At 68.9% G+C, this 23,861-nt stretch carries 20 protein-coding genes and 1 tRNA gene; 12 read left to right on the top strand and 9 right to left on the bottom strand.

The window, feature by feature from the left end; genetic code table 11:
• The first annotated feature begins 3 nt into the window (after positions 1 to 3).
• The 3 genes from rlmN to DXK21_RS05470 all read left to right on the top strand — a co-directional run bounded on the left by rlmN (position 4) and on the right by DXK21_RS05470 (position 2,595).
• On the top strand, positions 4 to 1,182 hold the full coding sequence (gene rlmN, locus DXK21_RS05480; protein WP_114816769.1) for a dual-specificity RNA methyltransferase RlmN: 1,179 nt from the start codon (positions 4 to 6) through the stop codon (positions 1,180 to 1,182).
• A gap of 131 nt (positions 1,183 to 1,313) precedes the next feature.
• A complete protein-coding gene (locus DXK21_RS05475; protein ID WP_114816845.1) occupies positions 1,314 to 1,757 on the top strand; it encodes a DUF350 domain-containing protein in 444 nt (147 codons plus the stop codon).
• A gap of 10 nt (positions 1,758 to 1,767) precedes the next feature.
• Positions 1,768 to 2,595, top strand: a complete 828-nt coding sequence (locus tag DXK21_RS05470) for a S1 family peptidase (protein ID WP_114816768.1) — start codon at positions 1,768 to 1,770, stop codon at positions 2,593 to 2,595.
• Positions 2,596 to 2,715: 120 nt separating this feature from the next.
• On the opposite strand, the gene DXK21_RS05465 is transcribed toward DXK21_RS05470, so the two are convergent.
• Together DXK21_RS05465 and DXK21_RS05460 are read right to left on the bottom strand one after the other, a co-directional pair.
• Positions 2,716 to 5,571 (bottom strand): M16 family metallopeptidase, encoded by a 2,856-nt coding sequence (locus tag DXK21_RS05465; RefSeq protein WP_114816844.1) that lies wholly within the window; start codon positions 5,569 to 5,571, stop codon positions 2,716 to 2,718.
• A 255-nt stretch (positions 5,572 to 5,826) separates the two neighbouring features.
• Positions 5,827 to 6,702, bottom strand: coding sequence for an isoaspartyl peptidase/L-asparaginase family protein (locus tag DXK21_RS05460; protein ID WP_114816767.1), 876 nt, complete (start codon positions 6,700 to 6,702; stop codon positions 5,827 to 5,829).
• A gap of 109 nt (positions 6,703 to 6,811) precedes the next feature.
• Here DXK21_RS05460 and DXK21_RS05455 point away from each other — a divergent pair, with 109 nt between their 5' ends.
• Entirely contained in the window at positions 6,812 to 7,813 is a 1,002-nt protein-coding gene (locus DXK21_RS05455; protein WP_114816766.1) for an NADPH:quinone oxidoreductase family protein, read from the top strand.
• Positions 7,810 to 8,535: a 2OG-Fe(II) oxygenase gene (locus tag DXK21_RS05450; protein WP_114816765.1), complete on the top strand. Its 726-nt coding sequence runs from the start codon at positions 7,810 to 7,812 to the stop codon at positions 8,533 to 8,535. Before DXK21_RS05455 ends, DXK21_RS05450 begins: the two co-directional genes overlap by 4 nt.
• Here DXK21_RS05450 and DXK21_RS05445 read toward each other — a convergent pair.
• Positions 8,532 to 8,945, bottom strand: coding sequence for a YkvA family protein (locus tag DXK21_RS05445; RefSeq protein ID WP_114816764.1), 414 nt, complete (start codon positions 8,943 to 8,945; stop codon positions 8,532 to 8,534). The two genes, DXK21_RS05450 and DXK21_RS05445, sit on opposite strands and share 4 nt — an antisense overlap.
• 54 nt (positions 8,946 to 8,999) lie before the next feature.
• Here DXK21_RS05445 and DXK21_RS05440 point away from each other — a divergent pair, with 54 nt between their 5' ends.
• The 6 genes from DXK21_RS05440 (at position 9,000) to DXK21_RS05415 (ending at position 16,383) form a co-directional block, all read left to right on the top strand.
• Positions 9,000 to 9,782: an SDR family oxidoreductase gene (locus DXK21_RS05440; protein WP_114816763.1), complete on the top strand. Its 783-nt coding sequence runs from the start codon at positions 9,000 to 9,002 to the stop codon at positions 9,780 to 9,782.
• Between the two features lie 276 nt (positions 9,783 to 10,058).
• Positions 10,059 to 10,133: transfer RNA gene (locus tag DXK21_RS05435), tRNA-Gly, on the top strand.
• 226 nt (positions 10,134 to 10,359) lie between these two features.
• Positions 10,360 to 12,645, top strand: coding sequence for a TonB-dependent receptor plug domain-containing protein (locus DXK21_RS05430; RefSeq protein ID WP_114816762.1), 2,286 nt, complete (start codon positions 10,360 to 10,362; stop codon positions 12,643 to 12,645).
• Between the two features lie 201 nt (positions 12,646 to 12,846).
• Positions 12,847 to 14,259 (top strand): dihydrolipoyl dehydrogenase, encoded by a 1,413-nt coding sequence (lpdA, locus tag DXK21_RS05425; RefSeq protein WP_114816761.1) that lies wholly within the window; start codon positions 12,847 to 12,849, stop codon positions 14,257 to 14,259.
• Positions 14,260 to 14,408: 149 nt separating this feature from the next.
• Complete coding sequence (locus DXK21_RS05420; protein ID WP_114816760.1) at positions 14,409 to 15,491, top strand: DUF5694 domain-containing protein; 1,083 nt, start codon at positions 14,409 to 14,411, stop codon at positions 15,489 to 15,491.
• A 100-nt stretch (positions 15,492 to 15,591) separates the two neighbouring features.
• Positions 15,592 to 16,383: an SDR family oxidoreductase gene (locus tag DXK21_RS05415; protein WP_114816759.1), complete on the top strand. Its 792-nt coding sequence runs from the start codon at positions 15,592 to 15,594 to the stop codon at positions 16,381 to 16,383.
• Here the strand turns inward: DXK21_RS05415 and DXK21_RS05410 are convergent.
• The 3 genes from DXK21_RS05410 to fsa are packed head-to-tail and all read right to left on the bottom strand — an operon-like array spanning position 16,380 to position 18,670.
• Positions 16,380 to 17,309, bottom strand: a complete 930-nt coding sequence (locus tag DXK21_RS05410) for a tyrosine recombinase XerC (RefSeq protein WP_114816758.1) — start codon at positions 17,307 to 17,309, stop codon at positions 16,380 to 16,382. The two genes, DXK21_RS05415 and DXK21_RS05410, sit on opposite strands and share 4 nt — an antisense overlap.
• Positions 17,291 to 17,992 (bottom strand): DUF484 family protein, encoded by a 702-nt coding sequence (locus tag DXK21_RS05405; protein WP_114816757.1) that lies wholly within the window; start codon positions 17,990 to 17,992, stop codon positions 17,291 to 17,293. Before DXK21_RS05405 ends, DXK21_RS05410 begins: the two co-directional genes overlap by 19 nt.
• Before the next feature lie 24 nt (positions 17,993 to 18,016).
• A complete protein-coding gene (gene fsa, locus DXK21_RS05400; RefSeq protein WP_105563152.1) occupies positions 18,017 to 18,670 on the bottom strand; it encodes a fructose-6-phosphate aldolase in 654 nt (217 codons plus the stop codon).
• Positions 18,671 to 18,832: 162 nt separating this feature from the next.
• Here fsa and DXK21_RS05395 point away from each other — a divergent pair, with 162 nt between their 5' ends.
• Entirely contained in the window at positions 18,833 to 21,013 is a 2,181-nt protein-coding gene (locus DXK21_RS05395) for a primosomal protein N' (protein WP_211305975.1), read from the top strand.
• 117 nt (positions 21,014 to 21,130) lie between these two features.
• On the opposite strand, the gene DXK21_RS05390 is transcribed toward DXK21_RS05395, so the two are convergent.
• The 3 genes from DXK21_RS05390 to DXK21_RS05380 are packed head-to-tail and all read right to left on the bottom strand — an operon-like array spanning position 21,131 to position 23,830.
• On the bottom strand, positions 21,131 to 21,916 hold the full coding sequence (locus DXK21_RS05390) for a glutaminyl-peptide cyclotransferase (protein WP_114816843.1): 786 nt from the start codon (positions 21,914 to 21,916) through the stop codon (positions 21,131 to 21,133).
• Between the two features lie 26 nt (positions 21,917 to 21,942).
• Positions 21,943 to 22,770 carry a TerC family protein gene (locus DXK21_RS05385; protein WP_114816755.1) on the bottom strand — a complete coding sequence of 276 codons (828 nt, stop codon included), beginning with the start codon at positions 22,768 to 22,770 and terminating at the stop codon, positions 21,943 to 21,945.
• Positions 22,771 to 22,825: 55 nt separating this feature from the next.
• A complete protein-coding gene (locus tag DXK21_RS05380) occupies positions 22,826 to 23,830 on the bottom strand; it encodes a cation diffusion facilitator family transporter (RefSeq protein WP_114816754.1) in 1,005 nt (334 codons plus the stop codon).
• Positions 23,831 to 23,861 lie beyond the last annotated feature (31 nt).

The following is a 23,861-nucleotide window of genomic DNA, read 5'->3' as shown; positions in this document are numbered from 1 at the left end:
GCCTTGAGCATCACGCTCGACCTTTCGCGTGCTTCCGCCCCGGTTAAAGCCCCCGTCAACCTCAGCGGTCTGACGCGCGAGGGCCTGCGCAACGCCCTGGTCGAGGCGAACATCTGTCCGCCCGAAAAGGCCAAGATGCGCGCGAGCCAGGTCTGGCGCTGGATCCACCACTACGGCGTCACCGACTTCGCCCTGATGAGCGACATCGGCAAGGAAACCCGCGCGGCCCTGGCCGAGGCCTTCACCCTGGCTCGCCCCGAGATCGTCGAGCGTCAGGTGTCCAAGGACGGCACGCGCAAATATCTGATCCGCACCGCGCCGGGCATCGAGGTCGAGGCCGTCTATATCCCTGACGTCGGCCGCGCTGGCGCCCTGTGCGTCTCGTCCCAGGTCGGCTGCACCCTGAACTGCACCTTCTGTCATACGGGCACGCAGAAGCTGGTTCGCAACCTGACCACGGCCGAGATCGTGGCCCAGGTTCAGGTGGCGCGCGACGATCTGGACGAATGGCCATCGCCCAAGGAAGACCGCCGCCTGTCCAACATCGTCTTCATGGGCATGGGCGAGCCGCTCTACAATCTGGACCATGTCGCCGACGCCATCGACATCATCTCGGACAACGAGGGCATCGCCCTGTCGCGGCGCCGCATCACCGTCTCGACCTCGGGCGTCGTGCCGCAACTGCACGCCCTGGGCGAGCGCACCGCCGCCATGCTGGCGATCAGCCTGCACGCCACCAACGACGCCCTGCGCGACGTCCTGGTGCCGCTGAACAAGAAATACCCGCTGGACCAACTGATGGCCGGCATCCGCGCCTATCCGGGTCTGGCCAACACCCGCCGGGTGACGTTCGAATACGTCATGCTGAAGGGCGTCAACGACAGCCCCGACGAGGCCCGCGCCTTGGTCAAGCTGATCGAAGGCATCCCGTCCAAGGTCAATCTGATCCCGTTCAATCCCTGGCCCGGCACGGACTACGAGTGCTCGGACTGGAAGACCATCGAACGCTTCGCCGCCATCCTGAACAAGGCCGGCTACGCCTCGCCGATCCGCACCCCGCGCGGCCGCGACATCCTGGCCGCCTGCGGCCAGCTGAAGTCCGAGAGCGAGAAGCAGAGGGCGAGCGCGCGGATCAAGGCCGAACGGGCCGAGCGCGATGTGGACGATAGCGCGGCGGCTTGATCGGGTCGCGCGGAGAACCTTGTTTTCCTGATCGGGTGTGGCCCGGGCGCCCTTGCGGAAGCGGGTCATGATCGGGCAAGGCTGTTTTGCTTTCGTTCCGTTTTCAGCTGGAGGCTGCGGGCTCGCACACCATGGACTCGTCGTCTCTGCCCAGCGTCCTGTCGAGTCCCGAGGTTCAGGCCTTCGCCACCGGCTTTCCGATCCTGGTCCTGCATCTGGTCGTGACCTTTGGTCTGTTGGCCATCGGGGCGACCGTCTATGCCCTGCTGACGCCGTGGCGCGAGGTGGCGCTGATCCGTCAGGGCAATCCCGCCGCCGCCGTGGCTTTTTCGGGGGTGCTGGTCGGGCTGGCCATTCCGCTGGCCGTGTCGCTGTCGATCTCGACCTCGATCCGGGACATCGCCATCTGGGGCGTGGCGACGGTGGTGCTGCAACTGCTGGCCTTCCGCGTCGTCGACCTGTTGCTGACCGGCCTGCCGCAGCGCATCGAAAAGGGCGAGGTCGCCGCCGCCGTGGTGCTGGCGGGCGCCAAGCTGGCCACGGCCCTGATCCTCGCCGCCGCCCTGACGGGCTGACGGCGCCCTGATGCGCTTTCCCCATCTTCCCGACTGGACCATCTATGCGGCGGTGATCGGCGCCCTGTTGATCGTGTCGCTGGGCCGTCGAGAAAAGGCCGACGCGCCCCACGCGCCCGAGGACGACGAAGCCCACGGCGCCCTGCTGGGGCCGATCACGCCGTTCGACCCTTCCGTCACCGTCATCGCTCCCGACGATCCGTTCCAGCCGTCGTCTGGGACGGCCTTCTCCATCGCCGGCGACGGCCGTTGGGTCACGGCCCGGCACGTGGTCGAGGGCTGCCGCCGTCCGGCCCTGGTGATCGGCGGCGGACGCGCCCTGGCCGCCGATGTCCGGCTGGCCGAACGCGCCGACGTGGCCCTGCTGCTGACCGAGGGCGGCCCGCCCGCCCTGCCGCTCGCCGCCCAGGCGCCGCTGCACAAGGGCCAGCGCGCCTTCCATCCGGGCTTCCCCCAGGGCCATCCCGGCGAGGTCGCCTCGCGTCTTCTGGGCCGCGAGACGCTGAAGGTCCGGGGGCGCGGCGAGCGCGACGAGCCGGTCCTGGCCTGGGCCGAATCCGGCCGCACCAAGGGGCTGAAGGGCACGCTTTCAGGCCTGTCGGGGGCGCCTGTGCTGGACGGGCGGGGCCGGGTGCTGGGCGTCACCATCGCCGAGGCGCCGCGCCGGGGGCTGATCTACACCACGGCGCCCGACACCTTTGTTCCCGCCATCCGCGGCGAGCAGCGGGCCGACGAAAAAGCTCTGGGCGAGGCGGTCAACACCGCCAACTACGGCCAGGTCGCCGACCGGCTTCGGCGCGACCTGCGCGTGGCCCAGGTGGTCTGCCTGACGGCCTGATCTACGTGTCATCCCGGAAGCAGCGGAGCCGCTATCCGGGACCACAAGAAGCGCGGAGTCCTGGGCGGTCCCGGCTCGGCGCCCCGCTTGCGCGAGGCTTGGCCGGGATGACGCCTGCTTCTACTTCAGCGTCGCGCTGTTCAGGTTCAGGTCGGTCAGGGGGATGACCTCGACGTTCGGGTATTTGGCCCGCAGGGCGTCGATGAACTTGGACGCGTCGCCGACGATGACCAGGCTGGCGCGGTCGGTCGACAGGTGCTCGGCGAAGGCCGTCTCGACCTGTTGCGGCGTGATGGAACGCACGCGTCCGGCGTAGTCGGCCAGATCGCTCATCGGCAGGTCATAGAGGGCCAGGTTGGCCACCAGGCCGCCCAGACCGTCCACCGTCTCCAGCGAGCGGCCGAAACCGCCGATCAGCGCGGCGCGGCGCGGGGCCAGTTCGGCCTCGGTCGCGGGACTGGTCCCCAGCTTGCCGATCTCGGCCAGGATCAGGTCGGCCACCTCGGTCGCCGTCTCGTTCTTGGTCTGGGTCGAGGCGGTGAAGACGCCGACGTCCTGCTGGGCGCCGACCGAGGAGCGGGCGCCGTAGCTGAGGCCGCGCTTGATGCGGATTTCCTGGTTCAGGCGCGACGAGAAGCCGCCGCCCAGCAGGGTGTTGCCGAGCGTCAGCGGGAAGTAGTCGGCGTCGGTGCGCTTGACGCCGCGAATGGCGGCGGTGACGGCGGCCTGACCCGCGCCCGGCTGGTCGATGACGACGATGCGCGGCGGCAGGGTCGGACCGGCCTTAGCGACCGGAGCGGGCGCGGCGGCCGACGGGTCGCGCCAGTCGCCGAAGGCCTGTTGCGCCAGGTCGCGGGCCTCGGCGGGAGTGACCGCGCCCGAGAAGACGATGGTGGCCTGGGACGGGCGATAGCGGGCGGCGTGGAAGGCGGCCACGTCGTCGCGGGTGATGGCCGGCACGCTGGTCAGGGTGCCGCCGCCGGGCGCGCCGTAAGGGGCGTCGCCGTAGATGACGCGGCCGACCGACTGGGCGGCGATGGAGCCGGGCTGGCTGAGGGCCACGCGCAGACCGTCCAGGGTCTGCGACTGCTGGCGCTCCAGTTCTTCGGCGGCGAAGGCCGGGTTGCGCACCAGATCGGCCATCAGGCTCAGCGAGCGACCGAACACGTCCTTGGGCGCATTGGCGTAGATGTTGGTGAAGTCCGCGCCCGAGCCCGCGCCGATATTGGCGCCCAGCTGCTCGATGGCGGTGGCGATCTCGGGCGCCGACTTGGACGTCGTGCCCTGGGTCAGCAGGCCGGCGGTCAGGGCGGCGACGCCCGGCTTGCCCGCCGGGTCGTTGGCCGAACCGGCGTGGAAGTTCAGACGCGCCGAGACCAGGGGCAGGCCCTCGGTGGGGGCGACCAGGACCCGCATCCCGTTGGCCAGGCGGAAGTCGGCCACGGCAGGGGTGGCCGGGGCGACTTCGGCGCCGGGCTGGGGCAGGCGGGCGCGCTCGGCTTCGGGCAGCAGGACGGCGACCGGACCGGCGGGGGCCAGTTCGGCCACGGTGACGGGGGCGTCCACGTTCATCTTCTGCACGCTGGCCGGGTGTTCGTCGTCGGCGGGCAGGTAGTTGATGGTGATCTGGCGCTGCGGGGTCAGATAGCGGCGGGCCACGCGCTGCACGTCGGCGGCGGTGACGGCCTGGATCTCGGCGATCTCGCGGTCGGCGGCGGTCGCGTCGCCGGTCATGATCAGGGCCATGCCCAGGGTCGTGGCGCGGTCGTCGATGCTCTCGCGGCCGCGCAGGGCGTTGGCGACCAGCTCGTTCTTGGCCTCGCTCAGTTCGGCGGCGGTGACGGGGGCGTCGCGCAGGCGGGCGATTTCGGCCTCCAGCGCGGCCTTGCCGGCTTCGGGCGACTGGCCGTCAGCCATGATGGCGTAGGCGGTCAGGTTGCCGGCCTGCTGGGCGAAGTCGGGGTTGGAGCCGATCTGGGCGGCGATCTGCTGATCATAGACCAGCGAGCGATAGAGGCGGCTCGATTCGCCGGTGGACAGCACCCCGTCCAGCACGGTCAGGGCGGCGCGGTCGGCGTCACGATAGGCCACGGTGTTCCAGGCCAGAACCACGGCGGGCAGGGGCACGTTCGGCGCATAATAGGTGGCGGTGCGCGGGCCGGTCGGCTCGGGCTCCTTGACGTCATTGACCGGCATGGGCGTCGCCGGGCGCTTCAGCGGGGCGAAATACTCGTCCACCCAGGCGTCCAGCTGGGCCTGATCGAAGTTGCCCGCCACGATCAGCATGGCGTTGTCGGGGCGGTAATAGGTGGCGTGGAAGCGCAGCACGTCGTCCAGGGTCGAGGCGTTCAGTTCCTCGATCGAGCCGATGCCGGGGCGGCGATAGGGGTGGTCCTGATAGATGGTCTCGGGCGTGAACAGGCCGAACAGACGGCCATAGGGGCTGGCCAGAATGCGCTGGCGGTATTCCTCCTTCACCACGTCGCGCTCGGAGGCGAAGGTCGCCTCGTCGACCACCAGCGAGCCCATGCGGTCGGCCTCGGCGAAGAGGATGCGCTGCAGGTGGTTGGCGGGGACCACCTCGTAATAGGCGGTGACGTCGTCGGCGGTGAAGGCGTTGTTCATGCCGCCGACGTCCTCGGTCAGACGGTCGAAGGTCTCGGACGGCATGTTCTTGGTGGCCTTGAACAGCAGGTGTTCAAACAGGTGAGCGAAGCCCGAACGGCCCGCCGGGTCGTCCTTGGAGCCGACGCGATACCAGACCTGGACCGTGACGTTCGAGGTCGAGGCGTCGCGGGCGGTATAGACCTCCATGCCGTTGGCCAGGGTCCGCTTGGCGAAGCCCAGCGGCGGCACGGCGACCCCGCCTTGCGCGGCGGTCGCGACGGCGAGCGCAGCGCTTTCGGCGAAGGCGGCGGCGGGCAGGCCCAGCAGAAGGGCCGAGGCGCAGGCGGTCAGGATCAGGCGGGTCTTCATGGGCGTCAGGTTCCGGTCGCCCCGCAAGCTGCGCCGGGGGCAGGTTGACCGGACCCTATCAGTGCTGAAACCCGCCGCGCACCTTACGGTGCTGTAATGAAGTGAGCGGGCCCGCATTCCCGCTCATCCCCGCGGAGGCGGGGACCCAGTAAGAACCTCACACGCCGAGCGTGGGTGAAGTTGCGATCAATTAGGCCGCAGCATGTGATCCCAAAGCACTGGGTCCCCGCCTCCGCGGGGATGAGCGGAGAAGAATTACTGGTCGAAGACCTGAACCCCGACCTCGCCGTCGGTGGTCAGCCAGGCCCGCTTCATGCCCTGGCTGTTGTAGGGGGCGGCGATGTTGCCTTGGCGGTCCAGGGCGATCAGGCCGCCGTCGCCGCCCAGGCCGCCGATGCGGTCGATGACGGCTTGCGAAGACTGAGCCAGGGTCTGACCGGCGGCCACGCCGAAGGCGGTGCGGGCGGCGGCGGCGACGCGGATGAAATACTCGCCCTGGCCGGTGCAGGAGACGGCGGCGTGTTCGTCGGCCCAGGTGCCGGCGGCGGGGATGGGGGTGTCGCCGACGCGGCCGGGCATCTTGCCGAAGACGCCCGCCGTCGAGGTGGCGGCGGCCAGACGGCCCTCCCGGTCCAGCACGCAGCAGCCGACGGTGCCGTGGCTGAGCACGCCAGGCGGGTGGTTGTCCTCGCCCTGGCCGGCCTGGGTGAACCAGGCGGCTTCGTCGCCGATGGGCTCCAGCCCCTGATCATGGGCGAACAGGGCGGCGCCGTCGCCGGCCAGCATGACGTGGGGGGTGCGGTCCATGACGGCGCGGGCGGCGACGACCGGGTTGCGGAAGCCTTGCAGGGCGGCCACGGCCCCGGCCTTGCCCGACGCGCCGTCCATCAGGCTGGCGTCCAGCTCATAGGCCCCGGCCAGGTTGGGCGAGGCGCCGCGACCGGCGACATAGAGACCGGAGTCTTCCAGCATGACCACGGCCTCGACCGCCACGTCCACGGCGGAGGCGCCCGCGTCCAGCCGCGCCTTCATCGCCTCGACCACTTCGCGCATGTGAACCACCTCGGCGTCGTAGTTGCGCTCGCGTCGGGCGCCGGCGCCGCCGTGGAGGATGAGGGCGGTTCGCGCCATGGTCGTCTCCTGAAAGTCTGTTCGGCCTCTTTGCATCGGGCCGCGCGCTGATTAGCGTCGCAATCGTGTCGGCGCCATGGCCCGACGGGGGATGACGGAAGAAACCAGTATGCGCGCAGTATTGTCCAAGGCCGCCGGCGGCCCCGACAGCTTGGTCGTCGAAGAGGTCATGGACCCCACGCCCAAGGCGGGCGAGGTGGTGATCGAGGTCAAGGCCATCGGGATCAACTATCCCGACACCCTGATCATTGAGGACAGATACCAGTTCAAGCCGGAACGCCCCTTTTCGCCGGGCGCCGAGGTGGCGGGCGTGGTCGATGCGGTGGGCGAGGGCGTCAAGGGCGTGTTCAAGGGCGACCGCGTCATCGCCGTGCCCGGCTGGGGCGGCCTGGTCGAGCGTCTGGCGGTCCCGGCCTCCAGCCTGATCCCCATGCCAGAGGGCATGAGCTTCGAGGAAGCCGCCGCCCTGACCATGACCTACGGCACCAGCTATTACGCCCTGAAGGACCGGGCGAAACTACAGCCGGGCGAGACCCTGCTGGTGCTCGGCGCGGCAGGCGGCGTGGGCGCGGCTGCGGTCGAATTGGGCAAGGCCATGGGGGCGCGCGTCGTCGCCGCGGCCTCGACCAACGACAAGGTCGAGTTCGCGCTGGAGCTGGGGGCCGACAACGGCCTGATCTATCCGTCCGGGCCGATGGACAAGGCGGCGCAGAAGTCGCTGTCGGGCGAGCTGAAGCTGGCCACGGGCCGCGACGGCGCCGACGTGGTCTATGACGCGGTCGGCGGCGACTACGCCGAGCCGGCGCTGCGGGCCATGGACTGGAATGGCCGCTATCTGGTGGTCGGCTTCCCGGCGGGGATTCCCTCCCTGCCGCTGAACCTGACCCTGCTGAAGTCGGTCTCGGTGATCGGGGTCTTCTGGGGCGCGGCGGTGGCGCGCGATCCCAAGGCCCACGCCGCCAACATGGCCGAGCTGATGCAGCTGTGGACGGACGGCAAGATCAAGCCGCGCGTCAGCCGCACCTATCCGCTGGAGGCGGCGCACGAGGCCATCAAGGCCCTGGGCGACCGTCAGGCCATGGGCAAGATCGTGGTCGTGACCGAGGGATGACCTTGCTGTCCCTGGCGGCGTCCGAGACCGACATCGACACCGCCGCCCGGCGTCTGGCGGCCACGGGCCGCACCCGCGTGCCGGGGCTGCTGGGCGAGGGGTCGGAACGTCTGCACGCCCTGCTGGCCGATCCCGCGCACGACTGGTCGCGGGCGATCCGCAATCCGTTCGACATCGACGTGCCCGCCGCCGCCTTCGACGCCCAGTCGGACGCCGACCGTCAGGCGGCGCTGGACCAGATCTACGCCGAGGCCCGCGAGGGCTTTCATTTCATCTACGACCGGCTGCTGATCCGTCGTTCGGGCGTCGGAGCCGAGCAGACGCCGGCCCTGCTGAAGGCCGCCGCCGATCTGTTCAACAGCGCGGCTTTTCTAGCGTTTGCGCGGCGGCTGACGGGCGACGACCGCATCGTCTTCGCCGACGGACAGGCGACCCGCTATCTGCCGGGGCATTTCCTGAACCGGCATACCGACGCCAATGAGGCCTCGGGCCGGCTTTACGCCTATGTGCTGAACCTGACGCCGCGCTGGCGGGCGGAGTGGGGCGGCCAGCTGCAGTTCCTCGACGCGGACGGCGAGGTGACGGAAAGCCTGATCCCGGTCTTCGACGCCCTGAACGTCTTTAGGGTGCCGCAGTCGCACGCGGTGTCGGTGGTGGCGCCCTTTGCGGGGGCGCCGCGCTATTCGATCACCGGCTGGTGGCGTTCGCAGGCGCCGGTCTAGTCAGCGGCGTCGCGGACCCGCTTCAGCGCCGCCTCGGCCTGTTCGTGGTGCTTGCGCTTCACATGGGCCCCCAGGGTGGCCAGGACGGCGGCGATCACCGCCGCGTCGTCGGTGAAGCCGATGCCGGCGAAGATATCGGGAATGGCGTCGATGGGCATGACGAAGTAGGCCAGCGCCCCCAGCATGACCCCCTTGGCGGCGAGGGGCGTCTTGGGGTCCTGGGTGGCGTACCAGGCGGCCAGGGCCTGCCCTGCAAAGGGAATGCGCGAGGCGGTGCTGCGCAGTTTGGGCCAGAAGCCTTTTTTCACGCGCATTTCATTGACCCTTTGCACGGTTGGGATCAGGGCCTTTTCAGGATCGATGGCGTCGGCCATGGATTCGGCGGACGCTGGTTTGGCTTTGGCGGTCATGGCCGCTAAATCCTCGCGCAGACACTCGGTTCAAAGAATATAGGGACGATCTTCATGAAACTCGACGGTTCGATTGCGGCGGTGGTGACGGGCGGGGCTTCGGGCCTGGGCGAGGGCACGGCGCGGGCGCTGGCGGCCAAGGGCGTCAAGGTCGCCCTGTTCGACCTGAACGAAGAGCGCGGCGAGGAGATCGCCAAGGAGATCGGCGGCGTCTTCTGCAAGGTGGACGTGACCTCGGACGAGAGCGTCGCCGCCGGCTTCGTCAAGGCCCGCGCCGCCCACGGCCAGGAGCGCCTGACCGTCAACTGCGCCGGCATCGCCACGGGCCAGAAGACCGTCAGCCGCAAGCGCGACACCGGCGAGGTCCGCGCCCACGACATGGCCTCCTTCGAGCGCACCGTCACGATTAACCTGTTCGGCACCTTCCGCGTCCTGTCGCAGTCGGCGCTCGGCATGGTCCAGACCGAGCCGATGGCTGACGGCGAGCGTGGCCTGATCATCAACACCGCCAGCGTCGCGGCCCAGGACGGCCAGATTGGCCAGGCGGCCTATTCGGCGTCCAAGGGCGGCGTCTACGCCATGACCCTGCCGGTCGCGCGCGATCTGGCCCAGGACGGGGTGCGGGTGAACACCATCCTGCCCGGCATCATGTGGACCCCGATGATGGCCGGCATGGACCAGAAGGTTCAGGACAGCCTGGCCGCCGCCATTCCCTTCCCCAGCCGCCTTGGCACCCCGGCCGACTATGCGTCCCTGGCCCTGCATCTGGCCGAGAACGTCTACATCAACGGCGAATGCATCCGTCTGGACGGGGCCATCAGGCTGGCGCCGCGCTGATCCTCAGCGCGGCTGAGGCCGCTATCGCTCGCCGCGCGGCGGCTCGCTGCTTGAGCGGGTTGGCGCGCGTGATTGAAACGTAGCGGCTGCTATCCAGCGGCCCTCGCGGCGCTTCCTTCGGGGGTGTTGCGGGGGCCGTTTTCGTTTGAAATTCCAGAACTATTCGAAAAAAAGCAGCGGATTGCCGGAAAATCCAAAAAGGGGGTTGCGCGGTCTGAGAAGGGTCGGCTAAAAGCCCCTCCTCGACGGGGAGCAGCACATCGCTCCCACGGGAATGCGGGCGTAGCTCAGTGGTAGAGCACAACCTTGCCAAGGTTGGGGTCGAGAGTTCGAATCTCTTCGCCCGCTCCAGTCGAGACTGGGAACACGGGGTCCGATCGCAAGATCGGGCCCCGTTTCGCATTACAGACCCCCTCGCGAATAATCCTCAGCATCGGGACGATCTGTCGTCGGACGGTCAGCGAACCGGCGAATCCTCTTCGCGAAAACGTCGCGGTCGCGTCGCCGCACCCCGCTAGCGAGCGCCCAAGACAACCAGAGCCTGATCGCAGGCCGGTGTCGTCGGGGAACAAGATAAATGAAGCTGGGTCTTCTGCTGGGCGCCGCCGTCGCCCCTCTCGCCATCGCCGGCGCCGTCAGCGCCGAAGAAGTCGTCCGGGCGCCGGACTATAACGACGGCCCGGTCACGGCCTTGTCGGAGGTGATCGTCACAGGGCGGCCTGTCCTGCGCAACCGCGCCGACGACGTCGTGCCGACCCTGTCCTACGACCTGGAGTATTTCCAGCGGTTCGAGCCGCTGACCGCCGGCGACGCTCTGAAGCGCGTGCCCTCGGTCGCCTTCCTGTCTGACGTGCTGGAATATGACGGCGTGCGCCTTCGGGGCCTGGACTCGGGCTACACCCAGATCCTGATCAACGGCGATCGCGTGCCCGGCGCCGGCGTCGATCGCTCCTTCTTCGTCGACCGCATCCCCGCCGAGTTGATCGAGCGGGTCGAGGTGGTGCGCTCAAGCTCGGCCAATCGTTCGGGCGACGCGGTGGCCGGGGCCATCAACATCGTGCTGCGCGACGCCCTGTCGCTGGACGGCGGCTATGTCCGCGCCGGCGCCTTGATGTTCGACGACAGCGAGTACGGCCAGTGGGGTCAGACCTTCGGCGCCGTCTGGGGCGGCCAGGTCGGGCCGGGCCGTCTGCTGGTCGGCGCCAATATGCAGGACCGCCGCAACCCCAAGTTCAAGTTCAGCGAGCGCTATGACGAGCCGAACGGCGAACTGCAGAACGTCGAGGCCCAGACCGATGTCCGCGACGGCACCGACTATTCGTTCAACGCCGCCTACCAGGTCGATGTGGCCGGCGGCGAACTGGCCCTCTCGGGTCTTTTTGTCCGCACCGACCGCTTCCAGGACGAGGATTCGCTGGAATACGAAGGCGGCGTCCAGACCGAGGCCAACCTGGCGGTGGTCAACGACAACGACCTCGACATCCTGACCGACAATCTGTCGCTGGACGCCCGCTACAGCCGCGACATGTTCGGGGGCAAGACGCGCTTCAAGCTCGGCTACGCCATGATCGACGACGATCAGTACGAGTTCGAGAACGAGTCGGAATACCTGCGCGACGGCACGCCCTATCCGGACGAGGACCGCTTCACCGCCGACGCCACCGACACCCGGATCAAGGACGAAGAATGGTCAGGCGCCGTCGAGCACAAGCGCGACCTGTCCGGCGCGACGCTGGAGTTCGGCGTCCAGTGGGCCATGAAGGAGCGCGACAGCCTGATCACCGAGGCCCCGCGCATCCGCTTCAACGTGCCGAACGCGCCGGGCGTGCGGCCGGTCGTTCCCCCCTTCGGCGCCTTTGAAGCCGTCCCCGGCGGCGACAGCCTGATCGAGGAGAACCGCATTGACCCCTATGTCATGCTGTCGGGCGATCGCGGCGCGCTGAAATGGGAAGCGGGCCTGCGCTATGAGACCACGGACATCACCATCACCGACGAGACGGCCGAGGCCGCCGACCGCGTGACCGAGACCGACTATGGCTTCCTGCTGCCCTCGGCCAGCGTGCGCTATCGCCTGAACGACACGGACCGCCTGACCTTCTCGGCGGCGCGCACGGTGCGTCGTCCCAGCTTCGACCGCCTGTCGCCTGCCGCCCTGGAAGAAGAGTTCGGCGACAGCGACTTCATCGGCAATCCGAACCTGAAGCCGGAATCGGCCTGGGGCGTGGACGTCGGCTTTGAGCGCCAGCTCGGCCGTCGCGGCGTGGTGGGGGTCAACGCCTTCTACCGCTCGATCTCGGATCTGGTGGAAGAGGTCAACACCGGCGACGAAGGCAGCGCGGGCGAAGGAACCTTCATCTACACCGTCGACAACGTCGGCGACGGTCAGGTCTGGGGTGTCGAGTTCGACCTGTCGACGCCGCTGGACTTCATCGGCATGGAGACGACCGGCGTCTTCCTCAACTACTCGTGGCTGGACAGCGAGGTCGAGGACTTCATGGGGACCCGCCGGTTCAACAGCCAGTCGGACTATGTGCTGAACTTCGGCTTCACCCACGACATCCCGACCTGGGGCGCAGCCTTCGGCGCCACCTATCGCAAGCAGGGCGAGGCCGCCGCCCGCGTCCTGGCCGAAGAGGTCCGCACCTCCTACGGCGCCGACCTGGAGGTTTTCCTCGAGAAGCGCGTCGCCAGCAATATCGTGGTGCGCCTGACCGGCTCCAACCTGCTGGACGCCTCCAAGGACGAGGTCTTCGACAAGTTCGGCAACGTCGAGGATCAGATTGATCGCAAGTACGACGAGTACGAGCTGGAGACCGAAAAGGGCGGTCCCGTCTATCAGCTGGTCGCCCGCATGGCCTTCTGAGGCTTCTGAAATCTGCGATGGAGGGCCGGGCGGCGACGCCCGGCCCTTTGGCGTTTCAGCCTATGGGGCGTCTTTGGCTTTCGTCGGCATGGCCCTGGTTGAGATCACGGCCTATATGGAGGCTTGGCGGTTGACCCCGCCGGGGTCGGCGCTAGTGTCCGCGCCGCTCCTTCCCAGCGCCAGACCGATCAGAGGATATCCATGGCCGACGCCGCTCCCCAGACCTACGACGTAGTGATCATCGGCGGCGGGCCGGGCGGCTACAACGCCGCCATTCGCGCCGGTCAGCTGGGCCTGAAGGTCGCCATCATCGAAATGCGCGCCACGCTCGGCGGCACCTGCCTGAACGTCGGCTGCATGCCGTCCAAGGCCCTGCTGCACGCCTCGGAGCTGTATGAGGCCGCCAATACCGAATTCGCCGGCATCGGCATCGAGGTGAAGCCCAAGCTGAACCTGGGCCAGATGCACAAGGCCAAGGACGACAGCGTCGAAGCCCTGACCAAGGGCATCGAGTTCTTGATGAAGAAGAACAAGGTCGTCTGGCTGAAGGGCCGCGGCCGTATCGCCGGGCCGAACAAGGTCGAGGTCGAGGCCGTCGACGGCGTCAAGACGACCTATGAAACCAGGAACATCGTCATCGCCACCGGCTCCGAGCCGACCCCGCTGCCGGGCGTCGCTTTCGAGGACGGCAAGGTCATCGACTCGACCGGCGCCCTCTTCTTGCCCAAGGTGCCCAAGCACCTGATCGTCATCGGCGCGGGCGTCATCGGCCTGGAGCTGGGCTCGGTCTGGCGCCGTCTGGGCGCGCAAGTGACCGTGGTCGAGTTCCTCGACAAGGTCGGCGCCGGCATGGACGCCGAGGTCGCCACCGCCTTCCAGCGCGGCCTGACCAAGCAGGGCATGACCTTCCGCATGGGCACGAAGGTCACGGGCGCGACCTCGGTCAAGGACGGCGTCGAGCTGACGCTGGAGCCTTCGGCCGGCGGCGCGGCTGAAACCCTCAAGGGCGACGTGGTTCTGGTGGCCATCGGCCGTCGTCCCTACACCGCCGGTCTGGGCCTGGAGACGGTCGGCATCGAGACCGACAAGCGCGGCGTCATCCCCAACGACCACTTCAAGACCACGGCGCCGGGCGTCTGGGTCATCGGCGACGTCACCTATGGCCCGATGCTGGCGCACAAGGCCGAGGAAGACGGCGTGGCCGTCATCGAGCTGATCGCGGGCAAGGCCGGTCACGTCGATTACGACCTGGTCCCCAGCGTCATCTACACCGGCCCGGAAGTGGCCTGGGTCGGCAAGAACGAAGAGCAGCTGAAGGCCGCGGGCGTCGCCTTCAAGAAGGGCAAGTTCCCCTTCGCTGCCAACAGCCGCGCCAAGATCAACCACGAGACGGAGGGCTTCGTGAAGGTCCTGGCCGACGCTGTGACCGACAAGATCCTGGGCGTCCACATCTATGGACCCGCAGCCGGCGAACTGATCGGCGAGGCCTGCATCGCCATGGCCTTCGGCGGCTCGTCGGAAGACATCGCCCGCACCTGCCACTCCCACCCGACCCGCTCGGAAGCCGTCCGCCAGGCGGCCATGGCCGTCGAAGGTTGGGCCATGCAGGCCTAAGGCTTTTCAGCTTCTCGCTGGACGCCAGAACGGCGCGCTCCGCACAGGGCGCGCCGTTTTCGTTTGCTGCGTATTGCCGAATCTTAACTTGCCCGGTTGCCGCCCCGCCCTCAGCTTCGCCCCGGTTTCGCAAGAGCGAGGGTGAGGCGATGCGTGTGGGAGTCTGGCTGGCGGCGGCGTGGGTGGCGATCGGTTCGGCCGCTTCGGCGCAGGAGTATCGTCCCTCGTTTCAGCCGGACCAACTGAAGGGACCGCCGGCGGGCGCTCTCAATGAGGTTCTGGTGCTGGGCTCGCCTCATTTGTCCGGCCTGCCCGACAGCTTCCGTCCCGAGCAGCTGGAGCCCTTGCTGGCGCGGCTGGAAGCTTGGCGTCCGACGGCGGTCGCCATTGAAAACCTGTCCGGCCTGCAATGCGACGCCATGCGGCGCTATCCCTCGCGCTACGCCGAGTCGGTCGAAACCTTCTGCTATGATCCGAGCGCCGAGGGGCAGGCCCTGGGCATCGACGTTCCTGCGGCCAACGCCGAGGCCGAGCGCTTGCTGGCGGACTGGCCCGCCGCCCCGTCGGCGACCCAGCGGCGACGACTGGCGGCCCTCTTCCTCGCGGCGGGCGAGCCGTCCTCGGCCCTGGTCCAGTGGCTGCGCCTACCCGAGGACGAGCGCCAGGCCCAAGACGGCCTGACGGCGGACATGGCGGCCAAGCTGAACCAGCGCATGACGCGCAAGAACGAGTCGAGTCTTCTGGCGGCCGTCCTGGCGGCGCGGCTGGGGCATGAGCGTCTGTGGGCGGTGGACGACCACACGGCGGATTTCGCGACCCGTCCCGAAGAAGAGGCGGCGCAGGCCAAGGCGATCATGGCGGCCTGGGACAATCCCCATGTCCAGGCCCGCAAGGACTTGGATCAGCCCCTGTTCGAGAACCTGGCCCAGGCCGACGGCCTGCTGAACGTCTACCGCGCCTACAACACGTCAGAGAACCAGATGCTGGCCTATCGGTCGGACTTTGGGGCGACCCATGTCGAGCCTTCGCCCGAGGCGTTCGGGCGGCGCTACCTCGGCTATTGGGAGACGCGCAACCTGCGGATGGTCGCCAATATGCGCGATGTGCTGGGCCGCTATCCGGGCACGCGGATGCTGACCATCGTCGGCGCCTCGCACAAGGGCTACTATGAGGCCTATCTGAACCAGATGCACGACGTGCGGCTGGTTAGCTCGGACGAGGTTCTGCGCTAGTTGGCGTTTCTTGCCCGCGACTTTGGTCGACGGGCCTCGCAATCGGCCGCGCCTGCGCCCATGTCAGCGGCGTAAGCTTCCTGAGGCAGGGGATACCGACATGGACCTTCAACTCACCGGCAAGCGCGCCCTGATCTGCGGCGGCTCCAGCGGCCTGGGACAGGCTGTGGCGAGGGCTCTGGTGGCCGAGGGGGCGCATGTGGCCCTGCTGTCGCGCGACGCGGTCAAGCTTCAGGCCGTGGCCGATGAGCTGAACGCTATGGGGCCTGGCAAGGCGGTCATCGCCCCCGCCGATCTGGCCGATCATGAGGGGCTGCTGAAGGCGGTGGACGTGGCCGAGGCGGCCTTGGGCGGGCCGATCCAGATCCTGCTGAACAACACCGGCGGGCCGCCGCCGTCGGGGGTGAACGGACTGGAGCCCTCGGTCTGGCGCGATCATTTCGAGTCCATGGTGCTGTCGGTGTTTCGCCTGACGGACCGGGTGCTGCCGGGGATGCGGGCCATGGGCTGGGGGCGTATCCTGAACGTCGCCTCCATCACCGTGATCGAGCCGGTCGGGACGCTGGGCGTGTCCAACACCTTGCGCGCCTCGGTGGCGGCCTGGGCCAAGACCCTGGCGGGCGAGGTCGCGGCAAATGGGGTGACGGTCAACACCCTGTTGCCGGGGCGCATCGACACCCCGCGCATCGAGCGTCTGGACGCCGCTCGCGCCGCCGCCACGGGCGTCGAACCGGCCGAGGCGCGCGCGGAATCGGTAAAGTCCATCCCCGCGGGCCGCATCGGCACGACCGAGGAGTTCGGCGCCGTCGCCGCCTTCCTGGCCAGTCCGCTGGCGGGTTATGTCACCGGCTCGCTGATCCGTGTGGACGGCGGGGCGGTCAAGGCCATCTAGCCGCGCGGGTGCGCGTCCGCATAGGCGGCCAGCAGGCGGGCGGCGTCGACCTGGGTGTATTTCTGGGTGGTCGAGAGACTGGCGTGGCCCAGCAGTTCCTGGATCGAACGCAGGTCGGCGCCGGCCCCCAGCAGGTGGGTGGCGAAGCTGTGGCGTAGGGCGTGGGGCGTGGCCGAGGCGGGCATTCCCAGACGCCCGCGCAGCCGCTGGACCGTGGCCTGGACGTGACGCGGGCTTAAAGGGCCGCCGCGTTTGGCGCGGAACAGGGGCTGATCCGCCTCGAGGACGAAGGGTTGCAGCGCCAGATAGGCGTCCACCGCCTCGCGCACCTGGGGCAGGACCGGGGCGATCCGCATCTTGTCGCCCTTGCCGGTGATGCGCAGGGCGTCGGGCAGGGGGGCGTCCGACCGCTTCAGCGAAAGGGCCTCGGAGATGCGGAGCCCGCAGCCGTAGAGCAGGGTCAGGACGGCGCGGTCGCGCGCGGCCTCCCACGGTTCGGCGTCGGGATCGGCCTCGGGTTCGTGCAGCAGGCCGCGCGCCTGATCCTCCGTGACCGGGCGGGGCAGGGACGGCTTGACGCGCGGGCCGCGCACCAGGGCCAGCTGCGGCGCGGGCGTGCCGCAGCGCCGGTCGAGGAAGACGTGAAAGCCGCGAATGGCGGCGAGCGTCTGGCTGAGCGAGCGGGCGTTCAGCGGGCGGTCGCCGCTGCGGCGCTCGGCCAGATGGGCGCGTACCTCGGCGGCGGTGACGGCGCCGAGATCGGCCAGGGTCTGTGGCCCGCCGCGATGGCGCTCCAGAAAGGCCACGTAGTGACGGCCTATGTGGCCATAGGCCTCGAGCGTGCGCGGCGACAGGCGACGCTCGTGCGCCAGATGTTCGAGCCAGGCGAGGAGCGCCTGATCAGCCGTCAGCCCTGCGTCGGCCATCGCTCGGCCATGCGTTCCACCACGCGGGTGATGAAGGCCACCAGTTCGCAGCCCATGGCCGGGGTGAAGCCGTCGTCCTCGTGCGAGCCGAAGGCGCACAGGGCCGGGCGGGCGCCGTCCGAACCCGGCAGATGCAGGCTCATCCGCACCAGGGCCACCGACTTCACCTCGCCCTCGGCGGGGCCGAACAGGTCCAGGCCGGTGAAGTTGGGGCCGAGCCATTCCAGACCGTCGTCTCCCAGAAGCGCATCGACGCGGCCCGGCTCCAGCGGTTTCCAGCCGAAGGGCACGAGGCCGGGCTTTTCGATGGCGATGGCGCCGCCCGCCAGGCCGAAGCGGGCCTGGGACGTGGCGTCCAGCTGACGCGACAGCTCGGCGTGGCTGGTCGCCTCCATCAGGTCCAGGGCCGAGACATGGGTCTGGGTCTGGGCGGCGAAGTTGGCGCGGGCGATCTCTTCGATCTGTTTCCGGGCGCCGGCCTCGCGCTGGACCACGGCTTCGAGCCGGGTCAGGGCCGCGCGGCCGAAATCGACCACGTTGCGGCCTGTGGCGCGCAGGCCCAATTCTTCCAGCAGGGTGCGGTCGTCCAGCAGACGATCCGGGTGGGCGTTCAGCCAGGCCCGCACCTCGGGCCAGTGAAGGCCCTCGGCGGCGTCAGGAGAGAGGTCCAGGGAAGTGCTCAAGCGGACCTCTTTTGCGGGTCGGGGTTACAGAATCGACTGACCGGTCTTGCCCCAGTCCGCCAGGAAGGCATCAAGCCCCTTGTCGGTTAACGGGTGCTTTACCAAGGCCTTGAAAGTGTCCGCAGGCAGGGTGGCGGCGTCGGCGCCGGCGATGGCGGCGGCGGTGACGTGGTCAGGGTTGCGCAAGCTGGCGGCTAGGATCTCGGTGTCGAAATCATGGATGTCGTAGAGGGCGCGGATTTCCTCCAGCAGGCCCACGCCGTCGGCGCCGACGTCTTCCAGACGACCGACGAAGGGCGAGATGAAGGTGGCGCCCGCCTTGGCGGCCAGCATGGCCTGGGCGGCGGAGAAGCAGAGGGTGACGTTGGTCTTGATCCCCTTGTCGGCGAAGGCCCGCGTGGCGCGCAGCCCGTCCCAGGTCAGGGGCAACTTGACGACCACGTTCGGGGCGATGGCGGCCAGCTTGTCGCCCTCCTTCACCATGGTTTCGAAGTCGGTCGCGACGGCCTCGGCGGAAATCGGCCCCTCGACGAGGGCGCAAATCTCAGCGATGACCTCGGCGATGTTCCGACCCGACTTGGCGATCAGCGACGGATTGGTGGTGACGCCGTCCACCATCCCGGTGGGCAGCATGTCCTTGATGACGGCGACGTCGGCGGTGTCGAGAAAGAGTTTCATGGGACAGAGTTCTAACCCTGACAAACGCGAAGGGCGAGCCTCCTTTTCCTCCCCATTCCATGGGGAGGGGGACCCCGAAGGGGTGGAGGGGGCGGCGCAGCCGTTGAATGTCGAGACGCCCCCTCCGTCACGGCGCGAGGCGCCGCGCCACCTCCCCATGGAATGGGGAGGAGAAACGCGGTGAAAGTCGCCTCCGTCCTCATTCCACTGCCGGTGCCCGAGGCCTTCGATTACGAGGTCCCGGAGGGGCTGACGGCTGTGCGCGGCGATCAGGTGACTGTGCCTCTGGGGCCGCGTCTGATCCGGGGCGTGGTCGCCGAGGTGTTCGAGACCACGGGCTCGAACCGGCGGCTGAAGGCCATTGATCAGGTGCTGAGCGAGCATCGCCTGCCGGAACGGACGCTGACCTTCGTCGAATGGGCGGCGCGCTGGACGCTCAGCCCGCCGGGCGAGATGGCGGCGACGGCCTTGAAGGGCTTGCGCGCGCCCCGGCCCCGGCCCGAGCGGCGGGTCAAACGGGTCGAAGGGCGCCATCCCGCCCGCCCCACGGCGACGCGGACGGCGGTGCTGGAGGCTCTGGGCCATCGGTCGATGACCAGCCCCGATCTGGCCCGCGCGGCGGGGGTCTCGACCGGCGTGGTCAAGGGCCTGGTCGACGAGGGGGTGCTGACGGTCATCGAGATCGAGGCCGTCGCCGCCTTCGACGCTCCCGATCCCGACCATGCCCCCGCGACCCTGAACCCGGATCAGGCGGCCTCGGCCACGGTCATCGCCGACGCAGTGTCTGCGGGCGGCTTCGCCCCGTTCCTGCTCGACGGGGTCACAGGGTCGGGCAAGACCGAGGCCTATCTGGAGGCGGCGGCGCGGGCGCTGCGGCATGATCCCACCGCGCAGGTGTTGATCCTGCTGCCCGAAATCGCCCTGACCCAGGCCCTGATCGAGCGGATCACCGCCCGCTTCGGCGCCGCCCCGGCGGAATGGCATTCCGGCGTGACCCCGCCCAAGCGCCGTCAGGTGTGGGAAGCGGTGGTCGCTGGGCGCTGCAACATCGTGGTCGGGGCGCGCTCGGCTCTGTTCCTGCCCTACGCCAACCTGCGCCTGCTGGTGGTGGACGAGGAGCACGACGGCTCGTTCAAACAGGAAGAGGGTCTGGTCTATCACGGCCGCGATCTGGCCGTGGCGCGCGGGCGGATCGAGGAGGCGACCGTGGTCCTGGCCTCGGCCACCCCGTCGCTGGAGACCCTGTGGAACGCCCGTCAGGGTCGCTATGGCTGGCTGAAACTGGCGGCGCGGCACGGGGCCGCGGTCCTGCCCGACATCGACCTGATCGACCTGCGCACCTGTCCGCCCGACCCGCAGACCTGGCTGTCGGCGCCCTTGCGCGAAGCCATCGGCGAGACCTTCGCCAAGGGGGAGCAGAGCCTGCTGTTCCTGAACCGGCGCGGCTATGCGCCCGTCGTCCTGTGCCGGGCCTGCAGCCACCGACTGACGGCGCCCGACACCGACAGCTGGCTGGTCGAGCATCGCTACACCGGGCGGCTGGTCTGTCACCTGACCGGCTTCTCGATGATGAAGCCCAAGCTTTGTCCCTCGTGCGGCGCCGAGGACTCCCTGGTCCCGGTGGGGCCGGGCGTCGAACGGGTCGAGGAGGAGGTGCGCCGCCTCTTCCCCGAGGCGCGCACCGCCATCTTCAGCTCCGACACCGTGCCCGACGGCGCCTCGGCCCGCGCCCTGATCCAGTCGATGGCCGAGGGCGAGATCGACATTCTGGTGGCCACCCAGGCCGCCGCCAAGGGCCACAACTTTCCGCGTCTGACGCTGGTGGGGGTGGTGGACGCGGACCTGGGCCTGCGCGGCGGCGACCTGCGCGCGGCGGAGCGGACCTATCAGTTGCTGGCCCAGGCGACGGGCCGGGCGGGGCGGGCGGACAAGCCGGGCCGCGCCCTGTTGCAGACCTGGACGCCGGAGCACCCGGTGCTGATGGCCCTGGCGGCGGGCGACCGCGACGCCTTCGTCGAGGCTGAGATGGGCGAGCGCGAGGCGGCGTCCCTGCCGCCGCATGGCCGTCTGGCGGCGATCATCCTGTCCAGCGAAAACGCCATGGCGGTCGAGAAGGTCGCCCGCGATCTGGCCGAGGCCATCCCCAACGCCGAGCGGCTGGAGGTCTATGGCCCCGCCGACGCGCCCCTGGCCCTGGTGCGCGGGCGGCGGCGCAAGCGACTGCTGGTCCGGGCCGACCGCGACGTGAACCTGCAAGCCTTCCTGCGCGCCTGGCTGGCGCGGGTGAAGGTGCCAGCCTCGGTGCGGCTGACGGTGGATGTGGATCCGTATAGTTTTCTTTGAGCGAAGGGGCGCTACCGCTCGCCGCGCGGCGGCTCGCTGCTTGAGCGCAGAACCGCTCCATAGCCGCCGTCATCCTCGGGTCAAGCCCGAGGATGACGGAGAGGCAAGGGGGGGCGGTCAGCGCGCCCCGGTCAGCCTGATCTCGAACAGGCTGGGCCAGTTCTTGCCGGTGACGAACAGGCGGCGGGTCGCCGCGTCCCAGGCGATGCCGTTCAGGACGTCGTCGTTCGGGTCCTTGATCGTTCCCGCAGGCAACAGGCCGCTGAGGTCGATGATCCCCACCACATGACCCGAGGCCGGGTCGATGCGGAGGATGTAGTTCGTCTGCCAGACATTGGCCCAGACCTCTCCGTCGATCCATTCCAGCTCGTTCAGCTGGCGCACCGGGCGGCCGTTCAGGGTGACGGCGACGCGGCCCGTCTCGGCGAAGGTCACGGGGTCGAGGAAGCGCAAGGCGGCTGAGCCGTCCGACAGGATCAGCCGGGCGCCGTCGTGGGTCAGGCCCCAGCCTTCGCCGGCATAGCTGAAACGGGCAATGGGCTTCAGATCGGCGCCGTTCCAGACGAAGCCGACGCCGTTGTTCCAAGTCAGGGTGATGAGGCGGCCGTCGAACTCGGTCAGGCCTTCGCCGAAATATTCGGGGGCGAGTTCGTGCTTTTGCAGCACGACGCCGTCTTCCAGACGCACACGGCGAACGCTGGACGGGGCGCGGCCCGTGCTTTCCAGCAGCACGCCGTCACGAATGACCAGGCCTTGGGTGAAGGCGGTCGGGTCGTGGGGGAAGGTCCGCACCACCTCATAGCCATAGACCGGCGGTCGGGTGTCGGGCGCGGGGGAAGCAGAAGAGGCGGCCGGCCCCGACGACTGCGCCGCCACGGACGCGGGAAGCGCCAGCAGAAGCATCGCCAGGACCGGCCAGTAACGCACGATCAGACGCCGGGCTCGGCGGTTTCGGCCTTGTTGAGGGCCGCCTGGGCGGCTTCTGCGGCGCGGTTCTTTTTGATCTGCGCATTGCGCGACCACATGTTCAGCACCTCGACCAGGGCCGAGAAGGCCATGGCGGCGTAGATGTAGCCCTTGGGCACGTGGACGCCGAAGCCGTCGGCGATCAGCACCGCGCCGATCATCAGCAGGAAGCCCAGGGCCAGCATGACGATGGTCGGGTTCTTGTCGATGAAGTCAGCCAGGGGGTCCGAAGCCAGCAGCATGACGATGACGGCGATGACCACGGCCACCATCATGATCGGCACGTGATCGGTCATGCCGACCGCCGTCAGGATGGAGTCGATCGAGAAGACCAGGTCCAGCAGGATGATCTGGAAGATGGCCGAACCGACGTTGTTGATGACGACGTCCTTCTTGTCCTTCTCCAGCATGTCGTTCGACGGCGTGACGTCGACGGCGTGGTGGATTTCCTTGGTGGCTTTCCACACCAGGAACAGACCGCCGGCGATCAGGATCAGGTCGCGCCAGCTGAAGGCGGTGTCGAAGCTCTCGCCGTGGATGCCCAGGTCGAAGACCGGCGCCGTCAGGCCGACGATCCAGCCGATGGCGGCCAGCAGGCCCAGGCGCATGATCAGGGCCAGACCGATGCCGATGCGGCGGGTGCGCTGGCGATGCTCGGGCGGCAGCTTGTTCGACAGGATCGAGATGAAGATCAGGTTGTCGATGCCGAGAACGACCTCCATGACCACCAGGGTCACGAGGGCGGCCCAGGCGGCGGGGTCGCTCAGCAGGGGGGTTATGCTTTCAAGCATCGGGGTTCCAGATTGTGATGTAGGCCTAAAGCGGTAACGGGATCGTGAGGTTGCATCAAGCGGGCGTCGGCGGCGACGTCGTCGCACCCAGCGCGCCGGAGACCCGGGCGCCGGGGCCGTCGCGGGCCATGGCCTCGCGGGCGGCCGCATGACCGGCCAGGCTCTGGGCCTCGATATAGATGCGGCCGGCCTGGGGGTAGGCGACGCGGATGCGGTGCTCCAGCCGCGCCACCGTGTTCTCGACGTCGGCGGCGCTCAGGTCGTCCTGAAAGTCGAGGCTGAGGGCGACCAGGATTTCCGCCGGTCCAAAATGCATGGTGCGCAGGTCGTTCAATCCGATCACGCCCGGCTCGGCCTCGGCCAGGGCGGCGATGCCCCGGCGCGTGGCCGGGTCGGCGGCTTCTCCGGTCAGCAGGCTCTGGGTTTCGAAGGCCAGGAAGGCGGCGGTGACGGCCAGGACCCCGCCGATGGCCACCGAGGCGACGCCGTCGAGAACTGGCAGGTCGAAGGCCTGGCTGGCGACCACCCCGATAAAGGCGATGACCAGGCCGGTCAGGGCGGCGGTGTCCTCGAACAGGACGGTGAAGATGGTGGGGTCCTTGCTGTCCTGCACCGCGCGCAGCAGGGGGCGGCCCGCGCGCTCGCGGTTGAAGGCCCTCAGCGCCACCCACCAGGAGCCGCCCTCGAACAGGATGGCCAGGCCCAGCACCAGATAGTTGACCCAGGGGTTCTCGATCGGCTCGGGCGCGCGGATGCGGTCGAGGCCGTGGCTGATCGAAATCACGGCGCCCAGGCCGAAGATCAGGATGGCGACGACGAAGGTGTAAAAATAGAGCTGCAGCCCGTGGCCGAAGGGGTGGGTCTCGCTGGCCGGGCGGGCGGCGCGCTTCAGCCCGATCAGCAGCAGGATCTGGTTGCCGGTGTCGACCGTGGAATGGATCGCCTCGCTCATCATGGCCGAACTGCCGGTGAACAGGGCGGCGGCGAACTTGGTGACGGCGATGGCCGTATTGCCCGCCAGGGCGGCGAAGATGACAGTCTTTGAAGAGGAGGCGGCCATCGAAACCCCTAGCAGCGCGTGAAAAAGAGCG

The organism is Brevundimonas bullata, assembly GCF_003350205.1.
GTDB classification, from domain to species: Bacteria; Pseudomonadota; Alphaproteobacteria; order Caulobacterales; family Caulobacteraceae; genus Brevundimonas; species Brevundimonas bullata.
Note: the sequence above shows the minus strand (reverse complement) of the source record. Positions and strands in the feature narration are given on the sequence as shown.

Coding starts and splice junctions, on each gene's coding strand:
- DXK21_RS05455 (WP_114816766.1), top strand. CDS start 6,812: ATGCGCGCAGTATTGTCCAAGGCCGCCGGCGGCCCCGACAGCTTGGTC.
- DXK21_RS05440 (WP_114816763.1), top strand. CDS start 9,000: ATGAAACTCGACGGTTCGATTGCGGCGGTGGTGACGGGCGGGGCTTCG.
- lpdA (WP_114816761.1), top strand. CDS start 12,847: ATGGCCGACGCCGCTCCCCAGACCTACGACGTAGTGATCATCGGCGGC.
- DXK21_RS05445 (WP_114816764.1), bottom strand. CDS start 8,945: ATGACCGCCAAAGCCAAACCAGCGTCCGCCGAATCCATGGCCGACGCC.
- DXK21_RS05380 (WP_114816754.1), bottom strand. CDS start 23,830: ATGGCCGCCTCCTCTTCAAAGACTGTCATCTTCGCCGCCCTGGCGGGC.
- DXK21_RS05470 (WP_114816768.1), top strand. CDS start 1,768: ATGCGCTTTCCCCATCTTCCCGACTGGACCATCTATGCGGCGGTGATC.
- DXK21_RS05450 (WP_114816765.1), top strand. CDS start 7,810: ATGACCTTGCTGTCCCTGGCGGCGTCCGAGACCGACATCGACACCGCC.
- DXK21_RS05475 (WP_114816845.1), top strand. CDS start 1,314: ATGGACTCGTCGTCTCTGCCCAGCGTCCTGTCGAGTCCCGAGGTTCAG.
- DXK21_RS05415 (WP_114816759.1), top strand. CDS start 15,592: ATGGACCTTCAACTCACCGGCAAGCGCGCCCTGATCTGCGGCGGCTCC.
- DXK21_RS05390 (WP_114816843.1), bottom strand. CDS start 21,916: ATGCTTCTGCTGGCGCTTCCCGCGTCCGTGGCGGCGCAGTCGTCGGGG.
- DXK21_RS05460 (WP_114816767.1), bottom strand. CDS start 6,702: ATGGCGCGAACCGCCCTCATCCTCCACGGCGGCGCCGGCGCCCGACGC.
- fsa (WP_105563152.1), bottom strand. CDS start 18,670: ATGAAACTCTTTCTCGACACCGCCGACGTCGCCGTCATCAAGGACATG.
- DXK21_RS05395 (WP_211305975.1), top strand. CDS start 18,833: ATGGGGAGGAGAAACGCGGTGAAAGTCGCCTCCGTCCTCATTCCACTG.
- DXK21_RS05420 (WP_114816760.1), top strand. CDS start 14,409: ATGCGTGTGGGAGTCTGGCTGGCGGCGGCGTGGGTGGCGATCGGTTCG.
- DXK21_RS05430 (WP_114816762.1), top strand. CDS start 10,360: ATGAAGCTGGGTCTTCTGCTGGGCGCCGCCGTCGCCCCTCTCGCCATC.
- DXK21_RS05385 (WP_114816755.1), bottom strand. CDS start 22,770: ATGCTTGAAAGCATAACCCCCCTGCTGAGCGACCCCGCCGCCTGGGCC.
- DXK21_RS05410 (WP_114816758.1), bottom strand. CDS start 17,309: ATGGCCGACGCAGGGCTGACGGCTGATCAGGCGCTCCTCGCCTGGCTC.
- DXK21_RS05465 (WP_114816844.1), bottom strand. CDS start 5,571: ATGAAGACCCGCCTGATCCTGACCGCCTGCGCCTCGGCCCTTCTGCTG.